The sequence below is a fragment of the Streptomyces sp. NPDC043996 genome, from assembly GCF_056435225.1.
In genome coordinates this window covers 66,001-88,841 of sequence record NZ_JBWKEY010000022.1, presented here as the reverse complement: position 1 = coordinate 88,841, position 22,841 = coordinate 66,001, and the positions used below count along the sequence as shown (strand labels likewise).

Here is a 22,841-nt window from a genome sequence, read left to right as displayed (position 1 = left end):
CACCTTCCGGACGGGCCCGGTCGCCGCCGGGGCGCGCGACACGAGCCGGACACGCGCGTCAGAACAGGACGCCGCCGATGATCGGTTCCGAGCTGTGCGCCTCCACGTCGGGCGCCTGCTCCTGGATCCGGGCCTGCACGTCGATCAGCGTGTCCACCTCCTCGGCGCTCAGCCCCGCGAGCGCGCGGCGCTGCTCCGGCGGGACCTCGTCGACCGGGAACCCCGCTCCGCGCAGGATCTCCAGGTTCTTCCCGTGGTACGTCGCGTCGTGCGCGCCGTCTCGCGTCGTGTCGTCGCCCGGCACCGTGGCGCTCCCTCCTGGTCCCTTTGGGTCGCTCACCATGCGGCCCTCGGCGGGCCGCCTTCCGTAGATCCACACCACCACGCCCACCACGCACAGCACGGCCCCGGCGGCGCGGAAGACGAAGCCGACGCTGAACCAGCTCGCGAGCGCGGCACCCAGGGGCGGCGCCGCCAGCTGCAGCAGCACCGGGAAGGCGTTCGCGGTCGACGTCACGCGGCCGATGAGTTCCTGGGGCGTCTCGCGGTGCAGTACGTACGGGAAGACCACCATGATCCCGGCGGCGGCGAAGCCGATGACGAAGGCGACCGCCATCCACAGCGGCCCGAGTCCGCGCGCGCCGAGCGCGAGCCCGGCCCCCATGCCGCCGACGCAGGCCCCGACGGTGATCTGGGCCGCGCCGAGCAGCACGAACGGCCGTGTCCGCGCGCCCCATTGACTGATCGCGAGCGTGCCGAGCACGGCGCCGAGCCCGACGGCCGCCACCACGTACCCCAGCCCGCGCTCGTCCAGGCCGAGTTCGCGCATCGCGAGCGGGGAGAGCGTGTCGAAGGCGAGGACGAGGAACAGCGTCGCGGCCATGCTGCCGATCACGGCGACCAGGGCGGAGGAGCGCGCGATGAACGCGACGCCCTCCGCGGTCTCCGACCACAGCCGCCCGCGGCGGGAGCGGGGCGACCCAGCGGCGCGCTCCCCCGCCTCCGGGTCGCCCCGCCCGTCCGCGCTCCCGTCCGCCCACTCGTCCGCCGCGCGCTTCGGCAGCCGTACCGCGGCCAGGAGCAGCGCGGACACCACGAACGTGGCCGCGTCCACGACGAACGCGGCCCGCACCCCCCACAGGGCGACGATCAGACCGCTCAGGGCGGGCCCCGCCACCTTCGCCGCCTGGTTGGCGAAGACGGTGAGGGACATCGCCGACAGCATGTCGCGCTCGGGCACCACGGACCGCAGCGTGCTCTGGTAGACCGGGTTGAACAGCGCCCCGAACGCCACCTTGAGCAGCACCAGGACGAGCAGCACCGGCAGTGACGGCGCGACGAGGAAGCCGAGCACGAGCGCGGCGCGCGCCACGTCGCAGCCGATGAGGACGGCCTTGCGGTCCACGCTGCGGTCGGCGAGGGCGCCCGCGAGCGGCGCGAGCAGCACCAGCGGCACGGCGGTGGCCACGCTGACGGCGGCGAGGGCGCCCGCGCCCTGGTCCCAGACGTAGGTGACGAGGACGACGAGCGCGAGGTAGTCGAGCCAGTCGCCGACGCAGGAGACCACTTGGCCCGCGAAGAGCAGCCTGAAGCGCGGGTGCCGCAGGGCCGCGGCCATCGCCGGTGCCGCCATCAGATCCCCCTCCCCCGGGCGGGCGCGCCGTGGGCGGCGGCGAGGCCGCCGAAGACCCGCAGTACGGACCGCGTGGTGCCCAGCGCGCACCGTGCGACGGCCGCCGTCTGCCGCTCGCTCAGGGGCAGTACGTCAAGGAGCGCGCGCACCTCGCGGCCGTGGCCGACGTCGGCGGCCGCGTGCCCGCTCAACGTCCGGAAGGCGGCGCGCGGATATCCGGTGCGGGCGCCGAGCAGTTCGGCGACGTCCGGGTGCGGCGGGCTGCCTTCGAGGACGGCGAGATATCCGAGCAGGCAGACGGGGTGAACGTGCCGGATCCAGTAGTACGGGGCTCCGCACAGGGCGGCGACGTCCGGGGACGGCGGCCGCCGCCACACCTCGTCCGCGTCGTGGCCGAGCGCGGCGAGGTCCTCGCACACCCACTGGTCGTGCCCGGTCTCCTCCTCGATGTGCCGCTCCCAGTACGGCAGCAGGCGCGCGGCGACCGGGTCACCGCCGTCCCGCGCGAGCTCGGCGCAGCGGTCGCGGGCGTCGGTGAGGAGCGGCACGGAGGCCCGGACGATCTGGTGGGTCAGACGGAGGAACTCCGGGTAGGCCAGGGCGGGTTCGGGCCCGTCCCAGACGCGCTGGAGCACCCGGCGCAGGCCGGGCCGGAGCAGCGCGAGGGCGGCGTCGATCCGCGCGCCGGGCGCGGGCGCCGATGAGGCGGGCGCGGTGGGATGCGGCGTCATGCGGTGGGCCCGCCGAGGTGGGCGAGGTGGCGGTAGGCCGCGAGGGTGTGCCGGTCCAGGAAGCCGTCGGCTCCGCGCCGCTGGACGAGGTCCCCGATCCGCTCGGCCATGACCCGGGTGCCGGGCCGCGCCATGAGGGCGTCCACGCGGGCGGCGGCGGACGGCTCCCCGAGGGCCGACACGCAGGTGGCGCAGTAGCCGTCGCAGGCGCCGCCGGGCGGGCGCGCCGCGATCGCCTCGGCGACGTAGCGGGGCCCGAAGGCCCGGACCGCGCGCAGCGTGGCGCGCTCACGGGTCCGGCGGCGCACGGTCTCCCAGTCGTCGTGGGCGATGTGCCCGAGCCGCAGATGGGCGGGCGGGCCGCCGCCCCCGGCGCGCCCGCCGCCTCCATCGACGACGTCCTGGTTGCAGCAGGCGACCACCGTGCCGTCGAAGGCGACGACCGGCCACGCCGCCATGGCGCAGGGGTCGGCGGCGGCCCCGGGTCCACGCACGGGCGTGGACCCGGGGGTCGCCCCGGTCCGGGTCCGGGGCAGCCACGCGGCGGCCCGTCCCGCCGGGCGCAGCGACGTCACCAGGACGGGCACGCGGTCGTCGAAGGCGCGGCGGACCGCGTCGGTGGCCTCCGCGAGATACGGGTCGTCGGCGCCCGCCCCGGTGACCTGGACGCTGACGTCCCGCCCGGCGTCGACGAGGGGCCGCAGGGCGGCGAGGACCCGGGCGCGCGGCACCTGCGCCTCGTGGAAGGCGTCGATGCTGGCCGCCACGTGGTCGACGGCGGCCAGGGCCCGCGCGATCTCGGCGGGCACCCGGTCGTGTCGGGCGAAGAACATCCCCGTCTGGAGCTGGGTGCGGCAGCCCGTGGCGCGGGCGATGCGGGCAAGGCGCCGCACCAGGCGCGGCCTGAGCAGCGGCTCGCCCCCGGTCAGGAGCAGGTGGTCGGGCCGGTTGTCGGCCCGGAACGTGGCGACGAAGTCCACCAGCGGGCCCGCGTCGAGCTGTTCGGACACCGGCGTGGAGGCGGTGGAGCAGTGGGCGCACGCCAGCGGGCAGCGCCGGGTCAGGGTGAGCAGCAGCGCCGCGCCGGGCGTGGAGCGGGCCCCGAGCAGGTCGAGCAGGTGCATCGCGGGGCCTCCTCCCAGCACGGGGCCGGCACCGGACCCGGCCGGCGCGGGACGGCCGGCACCGGCGTCCTGCCGTGAGCTTGGCGCGGGCGGCTTGCGTCGCGGTATGAGCCTGGTTGTGTCCCGCTTCCGGGGCGCGGCCCGCCCTGCTCAGTGGTGCCCGTCGCCGCTCTGGATCTCGCGGTACTCCTCGGCCGTGGCCTTGGGCACCTGCGCGTGGGGGCCGTACATGGCGTGGGAGAGGCGGGCCCGCAGCCGCTCGGCGCGGGGCACCTTGCGGGCCACCCCGTTGGCGTCGACGCGCGGGCCGACCTCGTACGGCGTGGGCTGTTCGTGCGCGGTGAGGGTGTAGCGCTCGGCCTGGGTGAGCGGCGTGTGGACCTCCACGTACTCGCCGTGCGGGAGGCGTTTGATGGTGCCGCTCTCGCGGCCGTGCAGGACCTTCTCGCGGTCGCGCCGCTGCAGGCCCAGGCAGATCCGGTGGGTGACGAGGAAGGCGAGCGGCGGCGCGAGGAAGAAGGCGACCCGCACGAACCAGGTGATGGCGTTGATGGACAGGTGGAAGTGCGTGGCCCAGATGTCATTGCCGCCGCCGACCATGAGCACCGCGTACAGCGTCAGCCAGGCCACGCCGAAGGAGGTGCGCACGGGCGCGTTGCGCGGCCGGTCCGCGATGTGGTGCTCGCGCTTGTCCTTGGTGACCCACGCCTCGACGAACGGGTAGACGGCGATGGCCATCATGATGAGCGGGAACAGCGCGAAGGGGATGAAGACGCCGAGTTCAAGGGTGTGGCCCCAGGCGTTGATCTCCCAGCTGGGCATCACCCGGATCAGACCCTCGGAGAAGCCGAGGTACCAGTCGGGCTGGGCCCCGGTGCCGACCAGGTCGGGCCGGTAGGGGCCGAGCGCCCACACAGGGTTGATGGTGGCGACCGCCCCCATGAACGCGAGGACGCCGAAGACGAGGAAGAAGAAGCCGCCCGCCTTGGCGACGTAGATGGGGAAGAAGGGCGCCCCGACGACGTTCCGCTCGGTCCGCCCGGGACCGGCGAAATGGGTGTGTTTGTGATAGAAGACCAGGATCAGATGGGCCACTACCAGGCCCAGCATGATCCCGGGCAGCAGCAGGACGTGCGCGGCGAACAGCCTCGGGATGATGTCGTGGCCGGGGAACTCCCCGCCGAAGAGGAAGAACGAGATGTACGTCCCGACGATGGGGATCGACAGGATGGCGCCCTGGGCGAAGCGGACGCCGGTGCCGGAGAGCAGGTCGTCGGGGAGCGAGTAGCCGGTGAGGCCCGTGATCAGGCCGAGCATCAGCAGGGTCCAGCCGAACAGCCAGTTGACCTCGCGGGGCTTGCGGAAGGCGCCGGTGAAGAACACCCGCATCATGTGCACGAGCATCCCGGCGACGAACACCAGCGCCGCCCAGTGGTGGATCTGCCGGATGAGCAGCCCGCCGCGCACCTCCATGCTGATGTCGACGGTCGACTCGTACGCCCGCGTCACCAGGACGCCCTTCAGGGGCGCGTACGAGCCGTCGTACTCGACCTCCATGCCGCTCGGCTCGAAGAACAGGGTGAGCCAGACGCCGGTGAGGATCAGGATGAGGAAGCTGTAGAGGCAGATCTCGCCGAACATGAACGACCAGTGGTCGGGGAAGACCTTGCGCAGCTGTGTCCTGGCGACCGTACGGATGCCGAGGCGGCCGTCCGCCCAGTCGGCGACGCGCTCCCCCTTGCCGGGCGGGACGGGACGCGGGCCTGGTCCGTGGTCCTGGGTGCGTTCGCTCATGCGGCTCCCCCCTCGGGCGCCTCCCAGGGTAGGCGCGGCCCCCGCGCGGGCCAACAGGGCATGCCCGCCGGGGTTTTCAGGGGTCCCTCACCACTCCGCGAAGGAGCCGTCCGCCTGGCGCCACACCGGGTTGCGCCAGGTGTGCCCGCGCCGGTCGGCGGCCCGCACCGCCGCCTCGTCGACCTCGACGCCGAGGCCCGGCAGGCGGGTGCGGTGCGCGTGGCCATCGGCGAAGCGGAACGGCTCGGTGTCCACGACGTACGAGAGCAGGTCGGCGTGCTTGTTGTAGTGGATGCCCAGGCTCTGCTCCTGGATCAGGAAGTTCGGCGCGACCCAGGCGACTTGGAGGCTGGCGGCGAGCGCGATCGGGCCGAGCGGGCAGTGCGGGGCGAGCAGCGCCCCGTACGTCTCGGCGAGTGCCGCGATGCCCAGGACCTCGGTGATGCCGCCCGCGTGGGAGAGGTCGGGCTGGGCGACGGCGATCCCGGCGGTGAGCGCGGGCAGGAAGTCGGCGCGGCCGTAGAGGCGTTCGCCGGTGGCGATGGGCACCGGGCTGGCGGCGACGAGGCCGGGCAGCAGCGGGCCGTGCTCGGGCAGCAGCGGCTCCTCCACGAACAGGGGGTGCAGATCGCCGAGCGCGGCCAGGACGCGGCGGGCGCTCGGGGGCGTGAGGCGGCCGTGGAAGTCGACGGCGACGTCGCGGTGCGGGCCGAGCACGTCGCGGGCGACGGCGACGCGCTCGACGACGGCGGCCGTCTCCGCGGGCGTGGTGAGCGGCGACGTCACCCCGGACGCGTTCATCTTCACCGCCGTGAAGCCCGCGTCGACCTGCGCGGCGACCTGTTCGGCGAGCGCGCCCGGCTCGTCGCCGCCCACCCAGGCGTACACCCGCGCCCGGTCCCTGACCGGACCGCCGAGCAGCGCGTGCACGGGCGCGCCGTAGGACTTCCCCGTGATGTCCCACAGCGCCTGGTCGAGTCCGGCGACGGCGCTGGAGAGCACCGGGCCGCCGCGGTAGAAGCCGCCCTTGGAGAGCACCTGCCAGTGGTCCCGCACCCGCGTCGGGTCCTTGCCGACCAGATACTCGGCGAGGACGCCGACGGCCGCGCGGACCACCTCGGCCCGGCCCTCGACGACGGGTTCGCCCCAGCCGACGACGCCGTCGTCGGTCTCGACGCGGCAGAACAGCCAGCGCGGCGGGACGAGGAAGGTCTCCACCCGGGTGATCTTCACGGGGCGCTGCCGCCTTTCACGAGGGGGGTGCGAGGACTTTCACGAGGGGGGTGCGGGGACGGTGGGGGACGGCACGGGGGTCCGGGGCGCGCTCACGCCGACGCCTTCACCACGCTCCAGCCGCCGTCGACGACGAGGCTGGCTCCGGTGACGTACGACGCCTCGTCCGCGGCCAGGAAGGCGATGGCCGCGGCGACCTCCTCCGGGGTGCCGAAGCGGCGGGCCGCCGTGCCCGCGACGCTCGTGGCCCGGTCCTCCTCGGGCACCCGGTCCCAGGACGGCGTCAGGATCGGCCCCGGGAGCACGGCGTTGACCCGCACCTCGGGCCCGTATTCGACGGCGAGCTGGCCGCACAGGGACAGCAGCGCGCCCTTGCTCGCCGCGTACCCCGGGTGGCCGGGGATGCCGTGCCGGGCGTGCACGGACGAGGTGAGGACCACCGCGCCGCGCCGCGCCCGCAGATCGGGCAGGGCCGCCTTGACGCCCAGGAAGGCCCCGGTGACGTTCACGGCGAGCTGCCGCTCGAAGGAGTCCTGGGACATGGCGTGCGCGGGGGCGACCTCGGAGGCGTAGGCGTTGCTGACGAGGACGCCGACGGGGCCGAAGCCGTGGGCGGCGGCGAGGACGTGCTCCCAGTCGGCCGCCTCCGCGACGTCCGCGCGCACGGCCGCGGCACGGCCGCCCGCGGCGCGGATGTCCGCCGCGACGGCCTCACCGCGGGCGGCGGCCACATCGGCGACGACCACGGCCGCGCCCTCCGCGGCGAGCCGGGCGGCGGTGGCGGCGCCGATGCCGGACGCGGCACCGGTGACCACGGCGACCCGGTCGGTGAAGCGGGCGCTGGAACGCATGCGGCGACTCCCGTGGTGGTGGGGTTCCCTCCCCGGACAGCGGATCACGTCGCCCGCGCGCACGCCACCCCGCCCCCGGGCGCGGCCGGGCGTGCCGACATGTGGCGAAGGTGTGACATCGGGCGCGAAACGATCTGAACGAACCGCCCTATTCTGGAGAACTGTTCCGCGGCGCTGGGGACAGATCCCCGGGGCCCGGAACGGCCGAACGGTCCAAGCATCCGGGGGAATTGATGTCAGGCTTGGCACGGACCAGGGTCCTCCTGGTCGATTCGTATCCCATCTCCTTGACGGGGCTCCGCACCATCCTCGACGGCTGTCCCGACCTCGCCGTGGCCGGGGTCGCCGAGGACGCCACCGGCGCCGCCGCCCGCTTCCGCGAACTGCTTCCCGACGTCGTCGTGGTCCACTCCCACGCCGGCGCGGCCCAGGCGCTCGCCTGCGTCTGCGCCCTGTCACGGCCGGCCCCGCCGCGCCCGGCGAACATCCTGGTGCTGCTCGACAACGTGGACGCGGCGGCGGGGCAGGTGCTGCGCGTCGGGGCGCGCGGGCTGCTGTCCAGCGCGAGCGGCTCCGCCGAGTTGGCCGCGGCGGTGCGGGCCACGGCGGCCGGTCGCGGCGTCGCGCTGCCCGTGCGCCCGCCGGGCGGGACCGCCGCGCCGCTGCGGCGCCTCACCGACCGCGAGACGGAGGTGTTCCGGCTGCTCGCGCGCGGCTTCAGCAACGCGGAGATCTCCCGCGAACTGACCCTGAGCGAGAGCACCGTGAAGTTCCACATCCAGCGGATCATGGAGAAGCTGGGCCTGCGCAACCGCGTGCACGCGGTGATCTTCGCCTACGAGAAGGAGCTCATCCGCGTCGGCTCCTGACCGCGCGGCGGCGCCCGCACCGCGCTTCGGCTCCCGCAACGCGCTTCGGCTCCCGCGCCGCGCGCGGGCGACGCCGGGCCCGGGGCCGGGCCCACGGATCGGGCCCGGCTCCTCCCCCGGCGCTAGCGGGCGCCGCCGGGCGCCGGCAGGATCTGGCGCAGCTTCGGCGAGGGGTGCCGGTCGCGCTTCCACTCGCGCGGGTAGCCGACGGACACCTCCTCGTGCCGGATGCCGTCGTGCCAGGTGGTGCGCGGGATGTGCAGATGGCCGTAGACGACGGCCGCCGCGCGGTAGCGCACCGGCCAGTCGGCGGTGAGCTCGGTGCCGCACCACAGGGCGAACTCGGGGTAGCGCAGGACCCGGGTGGGCTCGCGCACGATCGGCCAGTGGTTGATGAGGACCGTCGGCAGGGCGGGGTCGACGGCGTCGAGCCGCTTCGCGGTGAGCGCGACCCGGGCCCGGCACCAGGCGTCACGGCTCTCATAGGGGTCCGGGTGCAGCAGCACCTCGTCGGTGCACACCACGCCCGTCTCGTACGCGACTTCCAACGCGTCGCGCTTGCCGTACGTCCCCGCGGGCCGGAACGTGTAGTCGTAGAGGAGGAACAGCGGCGCGAGCACCACCGGGCCGCCCTCGCCGTGCCAGACGGGGAAGGGGTCCTCCGGCGTGTGCACGCCCAGCTCGCGGCACAGCTCGACCAGGTGCTGGTAGCGGGCCTCGCCGCGCAGCTGGTTGGGGTCGTCGCGGGGCGTCCACAGCTCATGGTTGCCGGGCGACCAGATCACGGTGTGGAACCGCTCGGCGAGGGTGCGCAGCGACCACTCGATGTCGGCCATCGTCTCCGCGTTGTCGCCCGCGACGATGAGCCAGTCGCCCTCGTGCTCCGGCCAGAGCTCGTCGAGGAACTTCCTGTTCTCGGGGTACGCCACGTGCAGGTCGCTGATGGCGAACAGCCTCGGTGGCCTACCGGATGCAGCAGATGTCGTCACCACGTGAGGCTAACCGACGGGCGTGGATCTTCGTAGGCCTCTCCTGCCGCACCCCCGCACGCCCCGTACCCCCGTACTTCTTCAAGACCTCACCGCACAACGGCATGTTCGTGGACACGCCCGATCATTACCTGAAGAGGAACAAGCGCGAGAAAATGGGCTTCCTCGTCTTCGACGGCAGCCCCGACGACGTGTACTCCCGCAATCTCCACCGACTGTTGGAGAAACAGTTCCAGGCCGTGCGCGGGCCCCGTCGGCGGCCGGCCTCCGCCCTCGGCGCCACAAGGCCCGCCGCCGGTATCCCCCAGTGTTTCCCGTCCGCCGCGCAGAAGATCCGCGCCACACATTCCGACAGGGTGTTCTTCACGGGTCGCGATCAGGATCTTCCGGCTCCAAAGCAAACGTGAGCCCCCAGGGCCCCGAGCGCACACCGGCGCGGGGGAACACACCCGCCAAGGACGACGCGTACAACAACTCATCGACGCACGCGTCGTCGACACGCCCCGGTCCACCCCCCGTCCACCTGACGCCCCCTCACCAGCCGGTCTCCCACTGGCACATGACAGCAACAAGTGCTCAACACATTTGGCCGGAACCGACGGCGAGATAGATGTTTACTCAACTTTCGGGTTGTCTAGACCCATTGACACTGCAGGAAGCGCTCTCCTACCGTCACGAAGGTCGCTCGGACAACGCAATACGCAGCCCAAAAGCGCGTGGAGGGGTTCGTGAACAGCACTGAAGGTGCCCGCGATATTGGAATGGCCGCGCCGCGGAACCGCGAGGGTCTCCCCGACGTCAGTCTCGATCAAGCACACTCTCCCCAAAAGGTCCTGGCCCACGGTGATCTGCTACGGCGATTCATCGCCGACGAAGAGATCAAACCGGTGCACATGCGCATCGGCATCATGGGCGCCTGCAATATGCGTTGCAATTTCTGCAACTTCCACTCCCCGAACGAGGAGCAGTTCTACGACCTGTTCTCGTTCAAGGACTCCCTCACCACCGACAAGGCGATCACGCTGCTCAAGGAGTTCGCCGAGAACGACGGCCGCGCGGTGACCTTCTGCGGCAGCGGCGAGTGCACGATCCACCCGGGCTACGCGGACATCTGCCACGCCGGGCACGACGTCGGCCTGCGCATCGGCCTGATCACCAACGGCTCCCGGCTCGGCCGCCCGAAGGTCGCCGACTGCGTCTCGGCCACCCACACCTGGGTGCGGGTCGGCATGAACGCGGGCACGGAGGCGACGTTCAACGAGATCACCCGCGACCGCGAGCAGACGTTCTCCAAGTTCATCGCGACCATCGGCGCGCTGCGCGACAGGGCCGTCGCCCCCGACTTCCGCATCGGCTTCAACTACGTGATCACGATGCAGAACTACCGGGAGATCGTCGAGGCCGCCCGCATCGCCCACGAGTCCGGGGCGCACTACGTCCGCTTCGAGCCCGAGTTCTACAGCGCGATGGGGCACGAGACCATCGAGACCGTGATGGCGGAGATCTCCGCGTCCCTCGTCGAGGCCGCCGCGATGTCCACCGAGGCGTTCGAGGTGTCGGTGCCGAAGCTGGACCGCGGGCCGATGGACCAGGTGGAGGCCGTCGAGGGCGACTTCGAGCACTGCCACTACAGCCGCTTCGTGACCGCGGTCGGCGCCGACGGCCATCTCTACCCCTGCCCGCAGGTGCACCTCAACAGCCGCTACCGCATCGGCGACGTCGTCGACCTCGGCTATCCGCAGGTCCTCGAGGGCGGGCCGCGGGCCGCCTGGGAGGCGTCCAACCCGAGCCGGACCGATCTGTGCAAGTCCTGCTTCTACCGCCCGCAGAACGAGCTGCTCGAACTGCTCAAGCGGGGCCAGATCCAACTGGACGAGGCGCTGGACGCGTACGCGGTCGAGGTGCCCGAGACCCTCCACGCCGACTTCGTCTGACCCTCGCGGTGCGCCCCAGGCCCGCCCCTTCCCGCTCCGGGTGCGGCTGCCCCCGTTCCCCCGCTCACCGATATCGGCCTTCGGCCTCGTCCTCAAACGCCGGACGGGCTAAAACTGTCGCCAGCCAGGGCCGTGTGTATTCAGCCCGTCCGGCGTTTGAGGACGAGGCGCGAAGCGCCGATTCGCTTTGAGCGGGGGCCCGGGGGCGGCAGCCCCCGGATCGGGAAGGGGCGGGCCTGGGGCGCACCGCGAGGACGGGCACGCCACCACAGGAGCATCGAAACCCGCATGCAGACCACCCACCTGCGCCACCTGCTCACCACCGAGCCGGCCCTGCGCTTCACCCCGCCCCACACCCCCTGGTCCCAGTCCCTGCGCACCGTCGTCACCCGCCTGGCCCGAGTGGACCACGCACCCCTGACCACCACCCGGGCCACCCCGACCACCGCCCACGGCCTCCACCGCGAGCGCCTGACGTTCGACTCCCCGGTGCGCGGCACGTTCCACGGCACCCTCACCGCCCCGGCACACCCGACGGACCCCGCCCCCGCCGTACTCGTCCTCGGCGGCAAGAACGCCCGCATGGAACAGCTCACCGGCGAGGCGCCCCCGGACTTCCCCGACCGCAACGTCGGCGAGCACCTCGCCCGCGCCGGTTTCGTCACGCTGTCGTTCGAGCACGGCATCGGCGGCGGCCTCGACGAGGAGCGGCGCGCCGGACGCGACGAGGGCACGCTCCTGGCGCACGCGTTCGCGCTCACGGGCCGCTCGCTGCTCGGCGCGCTCGTCGGCGACACCCTGGGCGCGCTCGACGTCCTCACCGGGCACCCCCTGGTCGACCCCGACCGCGTCGGCCTGTTCGGGCACAGCCTGGGCGCGGCGGTCGCCCTGCACACCGCGCTGCTCGCGCCGCGCCCGCTGCCGGTGTGCGCGGCCAGCCACCTCGGCAGCTACCCGGCCCTGTTCGCCCGCCTCCTCACGGGCCACGAGGGGGCGGTGCTCCCGGGCATCCTGGAGTACGCCGACCTGCCCGACCTGTACGGCGCGCTCGCCCCGGCCCCGCTCCAGCTCCAGTACGGCACCGCCGACTCCTTCCTCGAACCGGCCGACGCCCGCGCCGCCGCCGCGGCGGTCGGCCGGGCCTACCACGCGGCCGGGGGCGACCTGGAGGTCCACGAGCTGGAGATGGGCCACGGCACCCACGTCGGCCACGCCGCCGCCTTCTTCACGCGGACCCTGTCCAGGCCCGTGGCGGAGCCCGCCGCCGTACCGGCGCAGCGCATCCACTTCGACGTCGCCGACCGGCGCGCGGTCCTGGACCGGGTGGACGCGGCCCTCGCCACCGGGCACCTCACCCAGGGCCCGGAGCTGGCCCGCTTCGAGGAGCTCTCGCGGACGTGGACGGGCGTGGACGGCGTGGCCGTGGCGTCGGGGGCCGCCGCCCTGGAGATCGCGCTGCGCGTGATCGGGGTCGCGGGCCGCACGGTCCTCGTCCCCGTCAACACGTTCTTCGCGACGGCGGCGGCCGCGGTGCGGGCGGGCGCGGCCGTGCGGTTCGTGGACATCGAGCTCGACGGGCTCGGCCTCGACCCGGACGCCCTGCGCGCCGCGCTCGACGGCCATCCGGACACGGCCGCGGTCCTGCCCGTGCACATCGGCGGCATCGTCTCGCCCGTCCTGGACGAGGTGCTCGCGCTGTGCGCGGCGCGCGGCGTGCCCGTCGTGGAGGACGCGGCGCACGCGCTCGGCGCCACCTGGAACGGCCGGTTCGCGGGCGCCTTCGGCCGGTTCGGGGCGTTCTCGTTCTTCCCCACGAAGGTCGCGGTGAGCGGCGAGGGCGGCCTGGTCACGTGCACGGGAGCCGCCGCGGGGGCCAACGCGGAGGCCACCGCTGCGGCCAACGCGGCGGCCAACGCGGCGGCCGACGCCGAGCAGGTGCGGCGCTGGCGCGACCACGGCAAGAGCGCCCAGGGCTCCACGCTGCACGACCGCCCCGGCGGCAACTGGCGCATGAGCGAACTGCACGCCGCCGTGGGCACGGTGGACCTGGAGCGCTTCGCGCGGACCCTGGCGGCCCGGCGCGACCTCGCCTACGCGTACGACGAGTTGCTGGCCGACGTGCCGGGCGTACGGGCCCACGCCGTGCCCTCGGACGTACGGAGCAACTACTACAAGTACCTGGCCTACCTGGACGCGCCCGTCGACCGCGCGGCGCTCAAGCGGCGGCTGCGCGAGCGGCACGGCGTGGCCCTCGCGGGCGAGGTGTACGACCATCTGCTGTGCGACCAGCCGTACTTCAGGGGCGGTCCCGAGGCGCCGGACACCGACGACGCGTACAAGCAGGCCCGTTGGTTCGCGCGCCACCACATCGCCCTGCCGCTGTATCCCACGCTCACGGAAGGCGAGCAGGTCCGGGTGGTCGCGGCCCTGCGCGACGAGCTGTCGTGAGCGGCTCCCGGGGCCCCGCGCCCGTCGTCCACGCGCCCGTCGTCCACGCGTTCCGCAAGGGCGCGTGGCACGACTCCCTGGACGTGGCCGCGCTGCCGGGCACGCCGGAGCGGCGGCTCGCGCTCGTCCCGGAGATCGTGGCGCACGCCGACCGCCGCTGGTGGGAGTACGCGCGCGCCGAGCCGGCCCCGTTCGGAGACCGGCGGGCGCGCGTCCGCGCCGCCCTGGAGCTGTTCGCGCGCGGCACGGTGACCGTGGGCGGGCTCGGCCCGCAGAGCGCGGGCGCGTTCCGCGCGGCGCTGTGGGAGAGCGCCGGGCTGCCGAGGCCGCTGGTCGACCGGTGGTGCGCGCTGCTTCGCGACGGCGCCGCGCGCCGCCCCCGCCCGGCACCGGACGAGGCGATCGCCCTGGTCGCGCTGCCCGGCAACACCTTCACCTGCCTGGACGCGGTGCTCGAACAGGCCGAGCGCTCGGCGGCGGTGTGGGTGCGGCCGAGCCGCCGTGAACCGCTGTCCGCGGCCCGCCTCGTCGCCGCGCTGCTCGCGGTGGACTGGCCCCCGGAGCGCATCGGCCTGTACCCGACGGAGCAGCGCGCCCTGCACGGCCTGATGAAGCTCACCGACCGGCACGTGGTGTACGGCGGCGCGGGGCTCGCCGCGTCCATGCGGGGCGCGCCCTCGCTGACCCTGCACGGCCCCGGGCGCGGCTGCGCCCTGGTGCCGCCGGGGCTCGCGGTGGACGACGCGGTGGCGTGGCTGCTGCCGCTCGTGGCCGCCGACTCGGGCCGGTTCTGCAGCAACGTCCGCACGGTGGTCTGTGTGGACGCCGACCCCGAGCCGGTGGCGAAGGCCCTGGCCACGGCGCTCGACGCGCTGCACCCAGGCCCTGCCCCCGACCCCGCGTCGCGCGACTGGCCCCTGACCGCCTTCCGGGTCCCCGGCGAGGCCGAGCGCGCCGCCGCCTCCGTCCACGCCCGCCTGCGCCCCGGGGACCGGCTGCTGACCCGGGAGCCCGCGGTGGTCCGGAGCGCGGACGGCGCGCTGTGCGTCCGGCCTCAACTGGCGCTTCTGGGGGGCGGATCAACCGTGTCCGGTGCGTCTGGGGCGTCTGGCGCATCCGGTGCGTCCGGCGTGTCTGGTGCGTCCGGCGTGTCTGGTGCGTCCGGCGCATCCGGCGCCGGACATCCACTCGTCGGGCATCCGCTCGTCGGTCATCCACTCGTCGGGCACGAGGTGCCCTTCCCCTTCGCCGCCGTCGTCGGCGCCCCGGCCGACACCGCCCGCGCGCTCGCGGGCGACTCCCTCTTCGTCCACCGGCCACCGGGCGCCTGATCCGCCCCGCGCCCGCCCGCACTCCCAGGAGGAGGCCCATGACGACCACGGCCCGCGACCGGCACGCCCCGCAGGTCACCTTCGCCACCTTGCACGACACGTTGCGCGGCCGCGTGCCCGAGCTCGCCGTGGACCTCGACGCGTGGACGCGGCGCATGATGCGCTGGCACTTCTCGCCCGAGACGGGCTCGCCGTTCTGGGTCGGGCGGCTGCCCCGGCTCGGCTTCGACCCGATCGCCGACGTCGACTGCTTCGCCGCGCTCGACGCCTTCGGCCTCTTCGACAAGGCCGAACTGCGCGCCGCCAGCGCCCTTGACCTGCGCCCGCGCGGCTACCGCGACCGCCCCTTCCGCGTCTTCGAGACCGGCGGCACCACCGGCGCGCCCTGCCGGATCGTGAACGTCACGCGCCTCGCCTACGACGTGGAGGTCTACCGCACGGTCCTTGAGGCGCGCGGCGTCGCGGGCGGGGACGTGCTCGCCATGACACCGAGCGGCCCGCACGCGTACGGGCACTTCGTGGAAGGGCTCGCGGACAGCTGGCGCGGCGCGGTGTTCGCCATCGACTTCGACCCGCGCTGGGTGAAGGCGTCGCTGCGCGCGGGCGGCGAGGCCGACGCCTACACCTCGCACCTCGTGGAGCAGACCCTGACGCTGCTCACCGCCGAGCGGCCCGCACTCCTCTTCACCACCTCGCGGCTGCTCCTGGAGCTCGCCATGCGGCTGCCGCGCCCGCTGCACTCGTACGGCATCCGCGCGGTGTGCACCGGCGGCACCACGTGCAGCGCCGCCGAGGCCGCGTTCCTGCGCCAGGAGCACCTTGAGGGCGTGCAGTGGATCGACACGTACGGCAACACGCTGGCGGGCCACGCCCTGCAGGCCGACGCGGTGCCGGGCGCGCCCGCGCTGCCCGAGGGCACCGGACACTCCTACCACCTGCCGCCGCCCTTCGCGGCCCTGACCGTGGTGGACCCGGCCGACCCCTGGCGCGAGGTCGCCGAGGGCGAGCGCGGCCGGGTACGCGTCACCACCCTGCTCGAAGACCTCTTCCTGCCCAACCTCCTCGAACGGGACAGCGCGATCCGGACCGGGCCCCACCCGTGGTTCCCCTGGGACGGCGTGGCGGCCGTCCGGCCCTTCCACGACGGCACCGGCACCGAAGGGGAGGCCGTCGAAGGCGTCTACTGACCCCCGCGCACCGCCATGGGGCCCCTTGCCCGCCCCCTTCCCCCTTCTCCCCTTATTCCGGCGCTGGTTGACGGCCCCTCACGCACCGCCGCCGACGAACCCCGCGCGTACGGGAGCGGGCCGGGCCCCGCGCGTACCGAGACGGAAGGACTCTCCGTGAAGCTCTCGTCGAACGGCATCCCCATACCCTTCTCAGCGGAGCTCTTCGGTCCGCTGCGGGCCACCGGCACCTCGGCGCTGCCGGGCCCGGCCGCGCTGCGGGAGCGGCTGCGCGCGGACGGCTATCTGTATCTGCCCGGGTTCCTCGACCGCGAGGAGGTGCTGCGGCTGCGGACCGCGTACTTCTCGCGGCTGCCGCCCGGCTACCTCGCGCCGGGCACAGGACCGCGCGAGGGCGTGTACTCCGGCCGGGTGCCGCCCGGGCTGCCCGAGCACGGCGTCGCCGGGCACCCCGCGCACGCGTTCGTGCGCTCACGGACCTTCGACCGCTTCCTCGACAACCCCCAGCTGGCCAAGCTCGCCGCGGACCTGCTCGACGGGGACGCGCGGCTGCTGCCGCGCCGCATCCTGCGCCACTTCCACCGCGGCACCCGCCGCGCCTCCCGGGCCCATGTCGACCTCGACTACATGGACCAGGGCTCGCCCCGGGTGGTGACGCTTTGGATCCCGGTCGGCGACTGCCCGCCCGAGTCGGGCGCGCTTGTGTACCTGGAGGGCTCGCACACGCTGTCCCCGCACGCGTACGAGCCGCTGCGCGACACCACGGACCGCCCCGACGACCGGCGGCAGATCTGCCACGACCTGGAGTTCACCGCGCGCGGCCTGGGCCGCCGCTGGCTGTGGGCCGACTTCGCGGCGGGCGATGTGATGGCGCACGTACCGACCGTCATCCACGCGTCCCTCGACACGACGACCGACGCGATGCGCCTCTCCATCGACGCGCGCTTCATCCGTCAGGGCGACGCCCCCGATCCGCGCTGGCTGCGCCCTTGGTCGGCGGACGACGGCGCCTGAGCAGCGCCGCAGCCGCCGCCGTGGCCGCCGCTGCGGCCGCCGCTGTGGCCTCCGCTGTGGCCTCCGCTGTGGCTTCGCACCGCGGCGATGACCTCGTCGACGAGGCGCGCCTCCGCCACCGGACACACCGGCGGCCTGCCCGTCGCGACGGCCTCGACGAAGTCGGCGACGAGCGGCTGGTGCGGATTGGCCGCCGGGGGCAGGACTGTCTCGCGCGTGCCGTACGGGCCGCTGATCCGCAGGCGGCCGCTGTCGAGGGGGTCGAGGGTCACCGTCCGCCCGGCACCGGTGAGTTCGATGCGGTCCACGGGCGGCTCGTCGCTCCACTCCGCGACCAGGCGCGCCCGGGCGCCGGACGCCCACCGCAGCTCCACCTCCGCCCGCCGCTCGGCCCCAAGCGCGAACCGGTCGCCGAGCCGCCCGCGGACGTCGACCGGCGGGCCGAACAGGGCGAGGAGCAGGTCGAGGCGGTGGCTCCCGGCGTCCGCGAGCACCCCGCCGCCCGCCACCGCCGGGTCGGTGCGCCAGCGCATCGGATGCCCGGGACCCGGCGCGAAGGCGCACCGGAACCGCACCTCCACGCCGCTGGGCGTCCACCCGTCGAGCTCCGCGCGCAGTCGGCGCACGGCAGGCGCGAGCCTGCGGTAGTAGGCCACGCCCGCGCGGGGCGCCCCGGCGGCGGTCAGCGCCGCGCCCGGGTGCAGTCCGGCGGACAGCGGCTTCTCGATGAGCACGGGAAGACCGGCGGCCACCACCCGCTCGGCGAGCGGCACATGGCGTACGACGGGAGTGGCCACGTACACCGCGTCGACACCCCGCACCAGCGCGTCCTCGTCGCTGGTGGCGGACGGGACGCCGAGCCGGGCGGCGGCGCGCGCGGCGCGGCCCGGGTCGCGGCCCCACAGGAGCACCGGCTCCTCGCCGAGGGCCCGCAGCGCGGGCAGGACGCGGCGCTCCACGACGTCGCCGTGTCCGGCGACCGCCCACTTCACCGGTCGGCCGCCGTCACGGGACGATGACGACCTTCAGCGTCTCGGGCGGCGGCCCGTCGTACGGAGCTCGTCCGGCGTCGGGGTGTTCGCTGTACAGCGCGCGGCTCGCGGACAGCTGCTCCATGGCCTTGGGGAGTTCGTCGAGGGGGTACGTGTGGGTGTGCAGGTCGGGCAGGAGCAGGTCGGCGGCGCGGCGGTGGACGACGCGTTCGGCGATCGCGAGCGCCTCGGCGCGGGCGGTGTCCACGGGCTCGGCGGAGCTGTGCACGCGCAGCCCCTTGCGCTCCCAGGTGACGAGGTCGACGGTGACGTGCGTGTCCACGTGGTGGGTGCCGAGCAGGACGACGAGGCCGTTCTGGCGGACGAGGCCCACGCAGGCGTTGAGGGTGGTGGGCGTCCCGACGGCGTCGATCGCGACGTCGTACTCCTCGCCCTCGGCGGCGAACTCGTCCTTGAGCGCGGCCAGTTGCTCCCCACCTCCGTCGACGCGGCGCACGGTGTCGGCGCCCGCGCGGGTGGAGCGGGCGAGGCGCCAGTCATCGAGGTCGACGGCGGTGACGTGCGCGGCCCCACGCTGCCGGGCCATCCGCAGCGCCATCTGGCCGACCGGCCCCTGCCCGACGATGACGACGCGGTCGCCGAGGCCGACGCCGCGCGTGGCGTGCACGGCCAGCGGCAGCAGTTGCAGCATCGACCCCTGCTCGAAGGGCACGTCGTCGGGCAGCGCGCCGACGGCTATCTCCCGCGCCAGCGCGAACTCGGCGTATCCGGACGTCAGCGGGGTGCGTACGAAGACGCGCTGTCCGGGTGCGACGCGGGTGACACCGGGGCCGACGGCCTCGACGACTCCGGCGATCTCGTGGCCGTAGCAGCCGGTCGCGCAGTGCTCGCGCAGCCCGTAGTAGTGGTAGTACGCCAGATCGCTGCGGTTGCAGACGCTGCACGCCCGCACCCGGACGAGGACCTGCCCCGCGCCGGGCTCCGGCACGGGCGCGTCGGTGACCAGTTGGATGTCACGCCGCCCGACAAGTTCGTACCGCCGCAAGGTGCCCCTCCTCAGCTCGGCCCGCCGGGTCCGGTCCGTATGTGCCCCCGGTTCCACTCAGGGAATTGCACCGCGCGAACGCGCGTCCGACAAGGTGGCCTCCGGGGCGGTGTGCGGCGGCGCTCTCCAGGGCCGCGCACGGCGGCGCCCGAAGCCCTCGACCGGGAACCCACCGAGGTCACGCGGCCTCTCCCAGGTGCCGGGCATGTGCTGGTTCACCCTCCGTTTCCGGCGCGTTCGCACGCCTTGACAGTCCCAAATGGTCTAAGCCAACATCCGATTGGCCTGTACCAATTCGCGGGGCACGCTCGACCACGCGCCACCCCACCCCCACCCGGAGGTCCGGCATGGTTTCGCGCAGTCACCGTCAACTGGAGCGGCTCGCCAACTCCGTGCTGCAGCCCGGCTTCGTGGGCACGACCGAGGTGCCGGACTGGCTGCGCCGCAGGATCGCCGACGGGCTCACCTCCGTGGTCCTGTTCGGCCGCAACATCGTCTCGCCGGAGCAGGTCACGGCCCTGACCGGGGCGCTGCGCGCCGAGAACCCCGACCTGATCGTCGCCATCGACGAGGAGGCGGGCGACGTGACCCGCATGGAGGCGTGGACGGGCGCCTCCCGCCCGGGCAACCTCGCCCTGGGCGCCGTCGACGACATCGACCTCACCGAGAGCGTCGCCCACGACATCGGCCGCGAACTCCACGCGGCGGGCGTCTCCCTGAACTACGCGCCGAGCGCCGACGTGAACTCCAACCCGCTCAACCCGGTCATCGGGGTGCGCTCCTTCGGCGCCCGCACCGACGTCGTCTCGCGGCACACCGCCGCCTGGATCCGGGGCCTGCAGTCCGCCGGGGTCGCCGCCTGCGCCAAGCACTTCCCCGGTCACGGCGACACCGTCGTCGACCCCCACTTCGGCCTGCCGCAGGTCACCGGCGGCGCCGAGGAGATCGCCCGCACCGCCCTGCCGCCGTTCATCGCGGCGATGGAGTCGGGCGTACGGGCCATCATGACCGCCCACCTGCTCGTCCCCGCCTATGACACCGCCCTGCCCGCCACCCTCAGCCCCCGCGTCCTGAACGACCTGCTGCGCGGCGAGCTCGGCTTCGAGGGCATGGTCGTCACCGACGGCATCGAGATGGGCGCGGTCACCGACCGGTACGGCATCGACGGCGCCACCGTCCGCGCCGTCGCGGGCGGCGTGGACGCGGTGTGCGTGGGCGGCGACAACGCCGAGCGCGCCACCGTGGAACTGCTCGCGGGCGCCCTCGTACGGGCCGTGCTCGACGGCACCCTGTCCGAGGACCGCCTCACCGAAGCGAGCGCGCGCGTACGCCGGTTCGCGACCTGGTCTGCCGACCGCGCCCGCGCCGTGACGCGCGCGGGCGCCACCTCCGACATCGGCCTGATCGCGGCGCGGCGCGCGGTACGGGTCCGACGGCGCACGGCGGTGCCCGCCGGTGCGGGGGCTTCGGCGGGACCAGCCGTGCCGGCGGGCCTGGCCCGGGAGGTGGCGGAGGCGGCGTTTCCACTCCCCATCGGCGCGGCCCCACACGTGGTGGAGCTCTCGCCGGTGATGAACCCCGCTGTCGACGGCGGCACGCCCTGGGGCGTCGCCGACCCGCTGCGCGCGCTGCGGCCGGACACCACGTCGGTGCGCCTGACCGAGCGGGAGCTCGACGGCTCCGACGACGTCCTGGACCGCACGGCCCTGACCCCGGCGACCGGCCGCGCGCTCGTGGTCGTCGTCCGTGACGCCGCCCGCCACCGCTGGATCTCCGACACCCTGGCCCGTCTGCTGCGCCTGCGCCCCGACGCCCTGGTCGTGGAGATGGGCGTCCCCGCGGGCGCCGCGCTCGGCGCCGTCCACGTGATCACCCACGGCGCGACCCGCGTCTCTGGCATCGCGGTCGCGGAGGTACTGGCGGGCAGCGCCCTGACCTGACCAGGATCTCCCCGTGCCGTTGGGCACGCGGCCGGTCACGCGGTTGGTCACGAGGTTGGTCACGCAGACCCTCAAAAACGAAGAAAGCCCCTCGAGAGGGGCTGTTCTTGCTGGTCCTGCTGTTCTTACTGGTTTCTTACTGGTGTCCGAGGGGGGACTTGAACCCCCACGCCCGATAAAGGGCACTAGCACCTCAAGCTAGCGCGTCTGCCATTCCGCCACCCGGACTAGGTGTCTGCCTCCTCGGGGTGTTCCCCGCGGCGACGAAGACAACAATACCAAGGTTTCGGAGTGCCTTTCACCTGCATAACCGCTGGCCGGGCCGGTGCGCCGCGCGCCGCCTCCCCGCGCGGGCCGCCGCGCCTAGAGTTTCACCATGAGTGACGGTTTGCTTACGGGTGCGCTGAGTGACGTGCGGGTCCGGCGGCCCCGGGTGCTGTCCCCGCTGCGTGAGCACCTGAGGGACACGATGTGGTTCGCGCCGACGGCGGGACTCCTGGGGTCCTTGTTGCTGTGGTGGATCGCCGCCGAGGTGGACGCGGAGTGGGTGCGGTTCCTCCAGGAGCACGAGGAGTACGACGCGATCAAGGAGCTGCACCAGCTCGCCGAGGACACCAAGGTGGTGATCAGCACCATCGGCTCGGCGATGATGACCTTCATCGGTGTGGTCTTCAGCATCTCGCTGGTGGCCGTGCAGATGGCGAGCGGCCAGTTCAGCCCGCGCGTGGTGCGTCTGTACGTCCGCTCCCGGGTCACCAAGGCCACGCTCACGGTCTTCCTCGCCACGTTCCTGTTCTCGCTGATGACGCTGACGTCGTTCGACAGCGAGCGGGACCCGCGGCAGGTGACGAGCGTGCCGCTGGTCGAGGGGCTGCTCGCGATGGTCATGGTGCTGCTCAGCCTGCTGCTCTTCGTGGCCTATGTGAACGGCACCCTGCGGATGATGCGGATCGGCTTCGTCATCGACCGGATCGCGCGGGAGGCGTTCCGCGTCGCCGTGAAGCACCCGACCGAGCCGCTGGTCGACGACGATCGGCTCGGCCCGGAGACCGCGCGCATCCTGCACGAGGGTCCGGCCGGTGTGCTGCGGGACGTGCACATCGCGCGGGTGGTACGGGCCGCGCGGCGCCAGGGCGTCGTGCTGCGCCTCGTACCGCGCACCGGGGACTTCGTGGTGCCGGGCACGCCGGTGTTCACCGTCCACGGCGGGCCGCCGCCGGGGCGCCGGGCGCTGCGGTACACCGTGTACGTCGGAGTGGAGCGAACGTTCCACCAGGACCTGGGCTTCGGCCTGCGGCAGCTGTCCGACATCGCGCTGCGCGCCCTGTCCCCGGCCGTGAACGACCCCACGACCGCCGTGCAGGCCCTCGACCGCATCGTGCAGTTCCTCGCGTCGGTCGCCCCCTACCCACTGGGCGCGCTGCGCCACCGCGACCGGCGCGGGGAGCTGCGTCTGGTGCAGCCCGTGCCCGGCTGGTCGGACCTGGTGGACCTCGGCCTGACCGAGATCCGTGGCTGCGCGCCAGGCAACCCCCAGGTGACCCGCCGGCTCCTGGCCGGGATCGACGACCTGCTCCTCCTCACCCCCGCGGAGCGCCGCACTCCGCTGCTGCGGCACCGGGCGCTCCTTGAGCAGGCGGTGGAGCGACTGGTGCCGGAGGCGGCGGACCGGGAGTTCTCACTGCTGCCGGATCGACAGGGCATCGGCTGAGGGCGCTGAGGCCAG

At 74.0% G+C, this 22,841-nt stretch carries 18 protein-coding genes and 1 tRNA gene; 9 read left to right on the top strand and 10 right to left on the bottom strand.

Annotation, left to right across the window (positions count from 1 at the left end):
• Window positions 1-58: 58 nt before the first annotated feature.
• From AC07A4_RS39495 to AC07A4_RS39470, 6 genes are all read right to left on the bottom strand, one after another.
• Window positions 59-1,633: an MFS transporter gene (locus tag AC07A4_RS39495; protein ID WP_478608912.1), complete on the bottom strand. Its 1,575-nt coding sequence runs from the start codon at window positions 1,631-1,633 to the stop codon at window positions 59-61.
• The gene (locus tag AC07A4_RS39490) at window positions 1,633-2,364 is read right to left on the bottom strand and encodes an iron-containing redox enzyme family protein (RefSeq protein WP_478608908.1); all 732 of its coding nucleotides are present in this window, start codon (window positions 2,362-2,364) and stop codon (window positions 1,633-1,635) included. The genes AC07A4_RS39495 and AC07A4_RS39490 overlap by 1 nt, the downstream gene beginning before the upstream one ends.
• Complete coding sequence (locus tag AC07A4_RS39485; protein WP_478608905.1) at window positions 2,361-3,488, bottom strand: radical SAM protein; 1,128 nt, start codon at window positions 3,486-3,488, stop codon at window positions 2,361-2,363. The genes AC07A4_RS39490 and AC07A4_RS39485 overlap by 4 nt, the downstream gene beginning before the upstream one ends.
• Window positions 3,489-3,638: 150 nt before the next feature.
• Window positions 3,639-5,282 carry a cytochrome bc1 complex cytochrome b subunit gene (gene qcrB, locus AC07A4_RS39480; RefSeq protein ID WP_478608902.1) on the bottom strand — a complete coding sequence of 548 codons (1,644 nt, stop codon included), beginning with the start codon at window positions 5,280-5,282 and terminating at the stop codon, window positions 3,639-3,641.
• A gap of 87 nt (window positions 5,283-5,369) precedes the next feature.
• Window positions 5,370-6,515 (bottom strand): galactonate dehydratase, encoded by a 1,146-nt coding sequence (gene dgoD / locus AC07A4_RS39475; protein ID WP_478608899.1) that lies wholly within the window; start codon window positions 6,513-6,515, stop codon window positions 5,370-5,372.
• Window positions 6,516-6,607: 92 nt separating this feature from the next.
• Window positions 6,608-7,366, bottom strand: a complete 759-nt coding sequence (locus AC07A4_RS39470; protein ID WP_478608896.1) for an SDR family NAD(P)-dependent oxidoreductase — start codon at window positions 7,364-7,366, stop codon at window positions 6,608-6,610.
• A 287-nt stretch (window positions 7,367-7,653) separates the two neighbouring features.
• Here AC07A4_RS39470 and AC07A4_RS39465 point away from each other — a divergent pair, with 287 nt between their 5' ends.
• The gene (locus AC07A4_RS39465; protein WP_478608894.1) at window positions 7,654-8,235 is read left to right on the top strand and encodes a response regulator transcription factor; all 582 of its coding nucleotides are present in this window, start codon (window positions 7,654-7,656) and stop codon (window positions 8,233-8,235) included.
• 122 nt (window positions 8,236-8,357) lie between these two features.
• Here the strand turns inward: AC07A4_RS39465 and AC07A4_RS39460 are convergent, their stop codons facing one another.
• Window positions 8,358-9,224 (bottom strand): metallophosphoesterase family protein, encoded by an 867-nt coding sequence (locus AC07A4_RS39460; RefSeq protein ID WP_478608892.1) that lies wholly within the window; start codon window positions 9,222-9,224, stop codon window positions 8,358-8,360.
• A 104-nt stretch (window positions 9,225-9,328) separates the two neighbouring features.
• Between AC07A4_RS39460 and AC07A4_RS39455 the strand changes: the two genes are divergently transcribed.
• The 6 genes from AC07A4_RS39455 to AC07A4_RS39430 all read left to right on the top strand — a co-directional run bounded on the left by AC07A4_RS39455 (window position 9,329) and on the right by AC07A4_RS39430 (window position 17,138).
• Window positions 9,329-9,631: a hypothetical protein gene (locus tag AC07A4_RS39455; protein ID WP_478608890.1), complete on the top strand. Its 303-nt coding sequence runs from the start codon at window positions 9,329-9,331 to the stop codon at window positions 9,629-9,631.
• Between the two features lie 486 nt (window positions 9,632-10,117).
• Window positions 10,118-11,158: a radical SAM protein gene (locus AC07A4_RS39450; protein ID WP_478608888.1), complete on the top strand. Its 1,041-nt coding sequence runs from the start codon at window positions 10,118-10,120 to the stop codon at window positions 11,156-11,158.
• A 288-nt stretch (window positions 11,159-11,446) separates the two neighbouring features.
• Entirely contained in the window at window positions 11,447-13,606 is a 2,160-nt protein-coding gene (locus tag AC07A4_RS39445) for a DegT/DnrJ/EryC1/StrS family aminotransferase (RefSeq protein WP_478608886.1), read from the top strand.
• Window positions 13,603-14,937: a hypothetical protein gene (locus AC07A4_RS39440; protein ID WP_478608884.1), complete on the top strand. Its 1,335-nt coding sequence runs from the start codon at window positions 13,603-13,605 to the stop codon at window positions 14,935-14,937. Before AC07A4_RS39445 ends, AC07A4_RS39440 begins: the two co-directional genes overlap by 4 nt.
• A 38-nt stretch (window positions 14,938-14,975) precedes the next feature.
• Entirely contained in the window at window positions 14,976-16,124 is a 1,149-nt protein-coding gene (locus tag AC07A4_RS39435; protein ID WP_478608881.1) for an acyl-CoA synthetase family protein, read from the top strand.
• A gap of 156 nt (window positions 16,125-16,280) precedes the next feature.
• Window positions 16,281-17,138, top strand: a complete 858-nt coding sequence (locus tag AC07A4_RS39430; RefSeq protein WP_478608878.1) for a phytanoyl-CoA dioxygenase family protein — start codon at window positions 16,281-16,283, stop codon at window positions 17,136-17,138.
• Here the strand turns inward: AC07A4_RS39430 and AC07A4_RS39425 are convergent.
• Together AC07A4_RS39425 and AC07A4_RS39420 are read right to left on the bottom strand one after the other, a co-directional pair.
• Entirely contained in the window at window positions 17,078-18,130 is a 1,053-nt protein-coding gene (locus tag AC07A4_RS39425) for a Gfo/Idh/MocA family protein (RefSeq protein WP_478608875.1), read from the bottom strand. The two genes, AC07A4_RS39430 and AC07A4_RS39425, sit on opposite strands and share 61 nt — an antisense overlap.
• Window positions 18,131-18,143: 13 nt before the next feature.
• The gene (locus AC07A4_RS39420; RefSeq protein WP_478608873.1) at window positions 18,144-19,175 is read right to left on the bottom strand and encodes a zinc-dependent alcohol dehydrogenase; all 1,032 of its coding nucleotides are present in this window, start codon (window positions 19,173-19,175) and stop codon (window positions 18,144-18,146) included.
• A gap of 347 nt (window positions 19,176-19,522) precedes the next feature.
• Here AC07A4_RS39420 and AC07A4_RS39415 point away from each other — a divergent pair, with 347 nt between their 5' ends.
• Window positions 19,523-21,115, top strand: coding sequence for a glycoside hydrolase family 3 protein (locus tag AC07A4_RS39415; protein ID WP_478608872.1), 1,593 nt, complete (start codon window positions 19,523-19,525; stop codon window positions 21,113-21,115).
• Window positions 21,116-21,255: 140 nt separating this feature from the next.
• On the opposite strand, the gene AC07A4_RS39410 is transcribed toward AC07A4_RS39415, so the two are convergent.
• Window positions 21,256-21,343 (bottom strand) — tRNA-Leu (locus AC07A4_RS39410).
• 175 nt (window positions 21,344-21,518) lie between these two features.
• On the opposite strand from AC07A4_RS39410, the gene AC07A4_RS39405 reads away from it, so the two are divergent.
• Window positions 21,519-22,826, top strand: a complete 1,308-nt coding sequence (locus AC07A4_RS39405; protein WP_478608973.1) for a DUF2254 domain-containing protein — start codon at window positions 21,519-21,521, stop codon at window positions 22,824-22,826.
• Window positions 22,827-22,841 lie beyond the last annotated feature (15 nt).

Bases quoted from the DNA above. Each gene is read 5' to 3' on its own strand.
- AC07A4_RS39470 (WP_478608896.1), bottom strand. From the start codon at position 7,366: ATGCGTTCCAGCGCCCGCTTCACCGACCGGGTCGCCGTGGTCACCGGT.
- AC07A4_RS39455 (WP_478608890.1), top strand. From the start codon at position 9,329: ATGTTCGTGGACACGCCCGATCATTACCTGAAGAGGAACAAGCGCGAG.
- AC07A4_RS39435 (WP_478608881.1), top strand. From the start codon at position 14,976: ATGACGACCACGGCCCGCGACCGGCACGCCCCGCAGGTCACCTTCGCC.
- AC07A4_RS39415 (WP_478608872.1), top strand. From the start codon at position 19,523: ATGGTTTCGCGCAGTCACCGTCAACTGGAGCGGCTCGCCAACTCCGTG.
- qcrB (WP_478608902.1), bottom strand. From the start codon at position 5,282: ATGAGCGAACGCACCCAGGACCACGGACCAGGCCCGCGTCCCGTCCCG.
- AC07A4_RS39450 (WP_478608888.1), top strand. From the start codon at position 10,118: ATGCGCATCGGCATCATGGGCGCCTGCAATATGCGTTGCAATTTCTGC.
- AC07A4_RS39495 (WP_478608912.1), bottom strand. From the start codon at position 1,633: ATGGCGGCACCGGCGATGGCCGCGGCCCTGCGGCACCCGCGCTTCAGG.
- AC07A4_RS39490 (WP_478608908.1), bottom strand. From the start codon at position 2,364: ATGACGCCGCATCCCACCGCGCCCGCCTCATCGGCGCCCGCGCCCGGC.
- AC07A4_RS39445 (WP_478608886.1), top strand. From the start codon at position 11,447: ATGCAGACCACCCACCTGCGCCACCTGCTCACCACCGAGCCGGCCCTG.
- AC07A4_RS39485 (WP_478608905.1), bottom strand. From the start codon at position 3,488: ATGCACCTGCTCGACCTGCTCGGGGCCCGCTCCACGCCCGGCGCGGCG.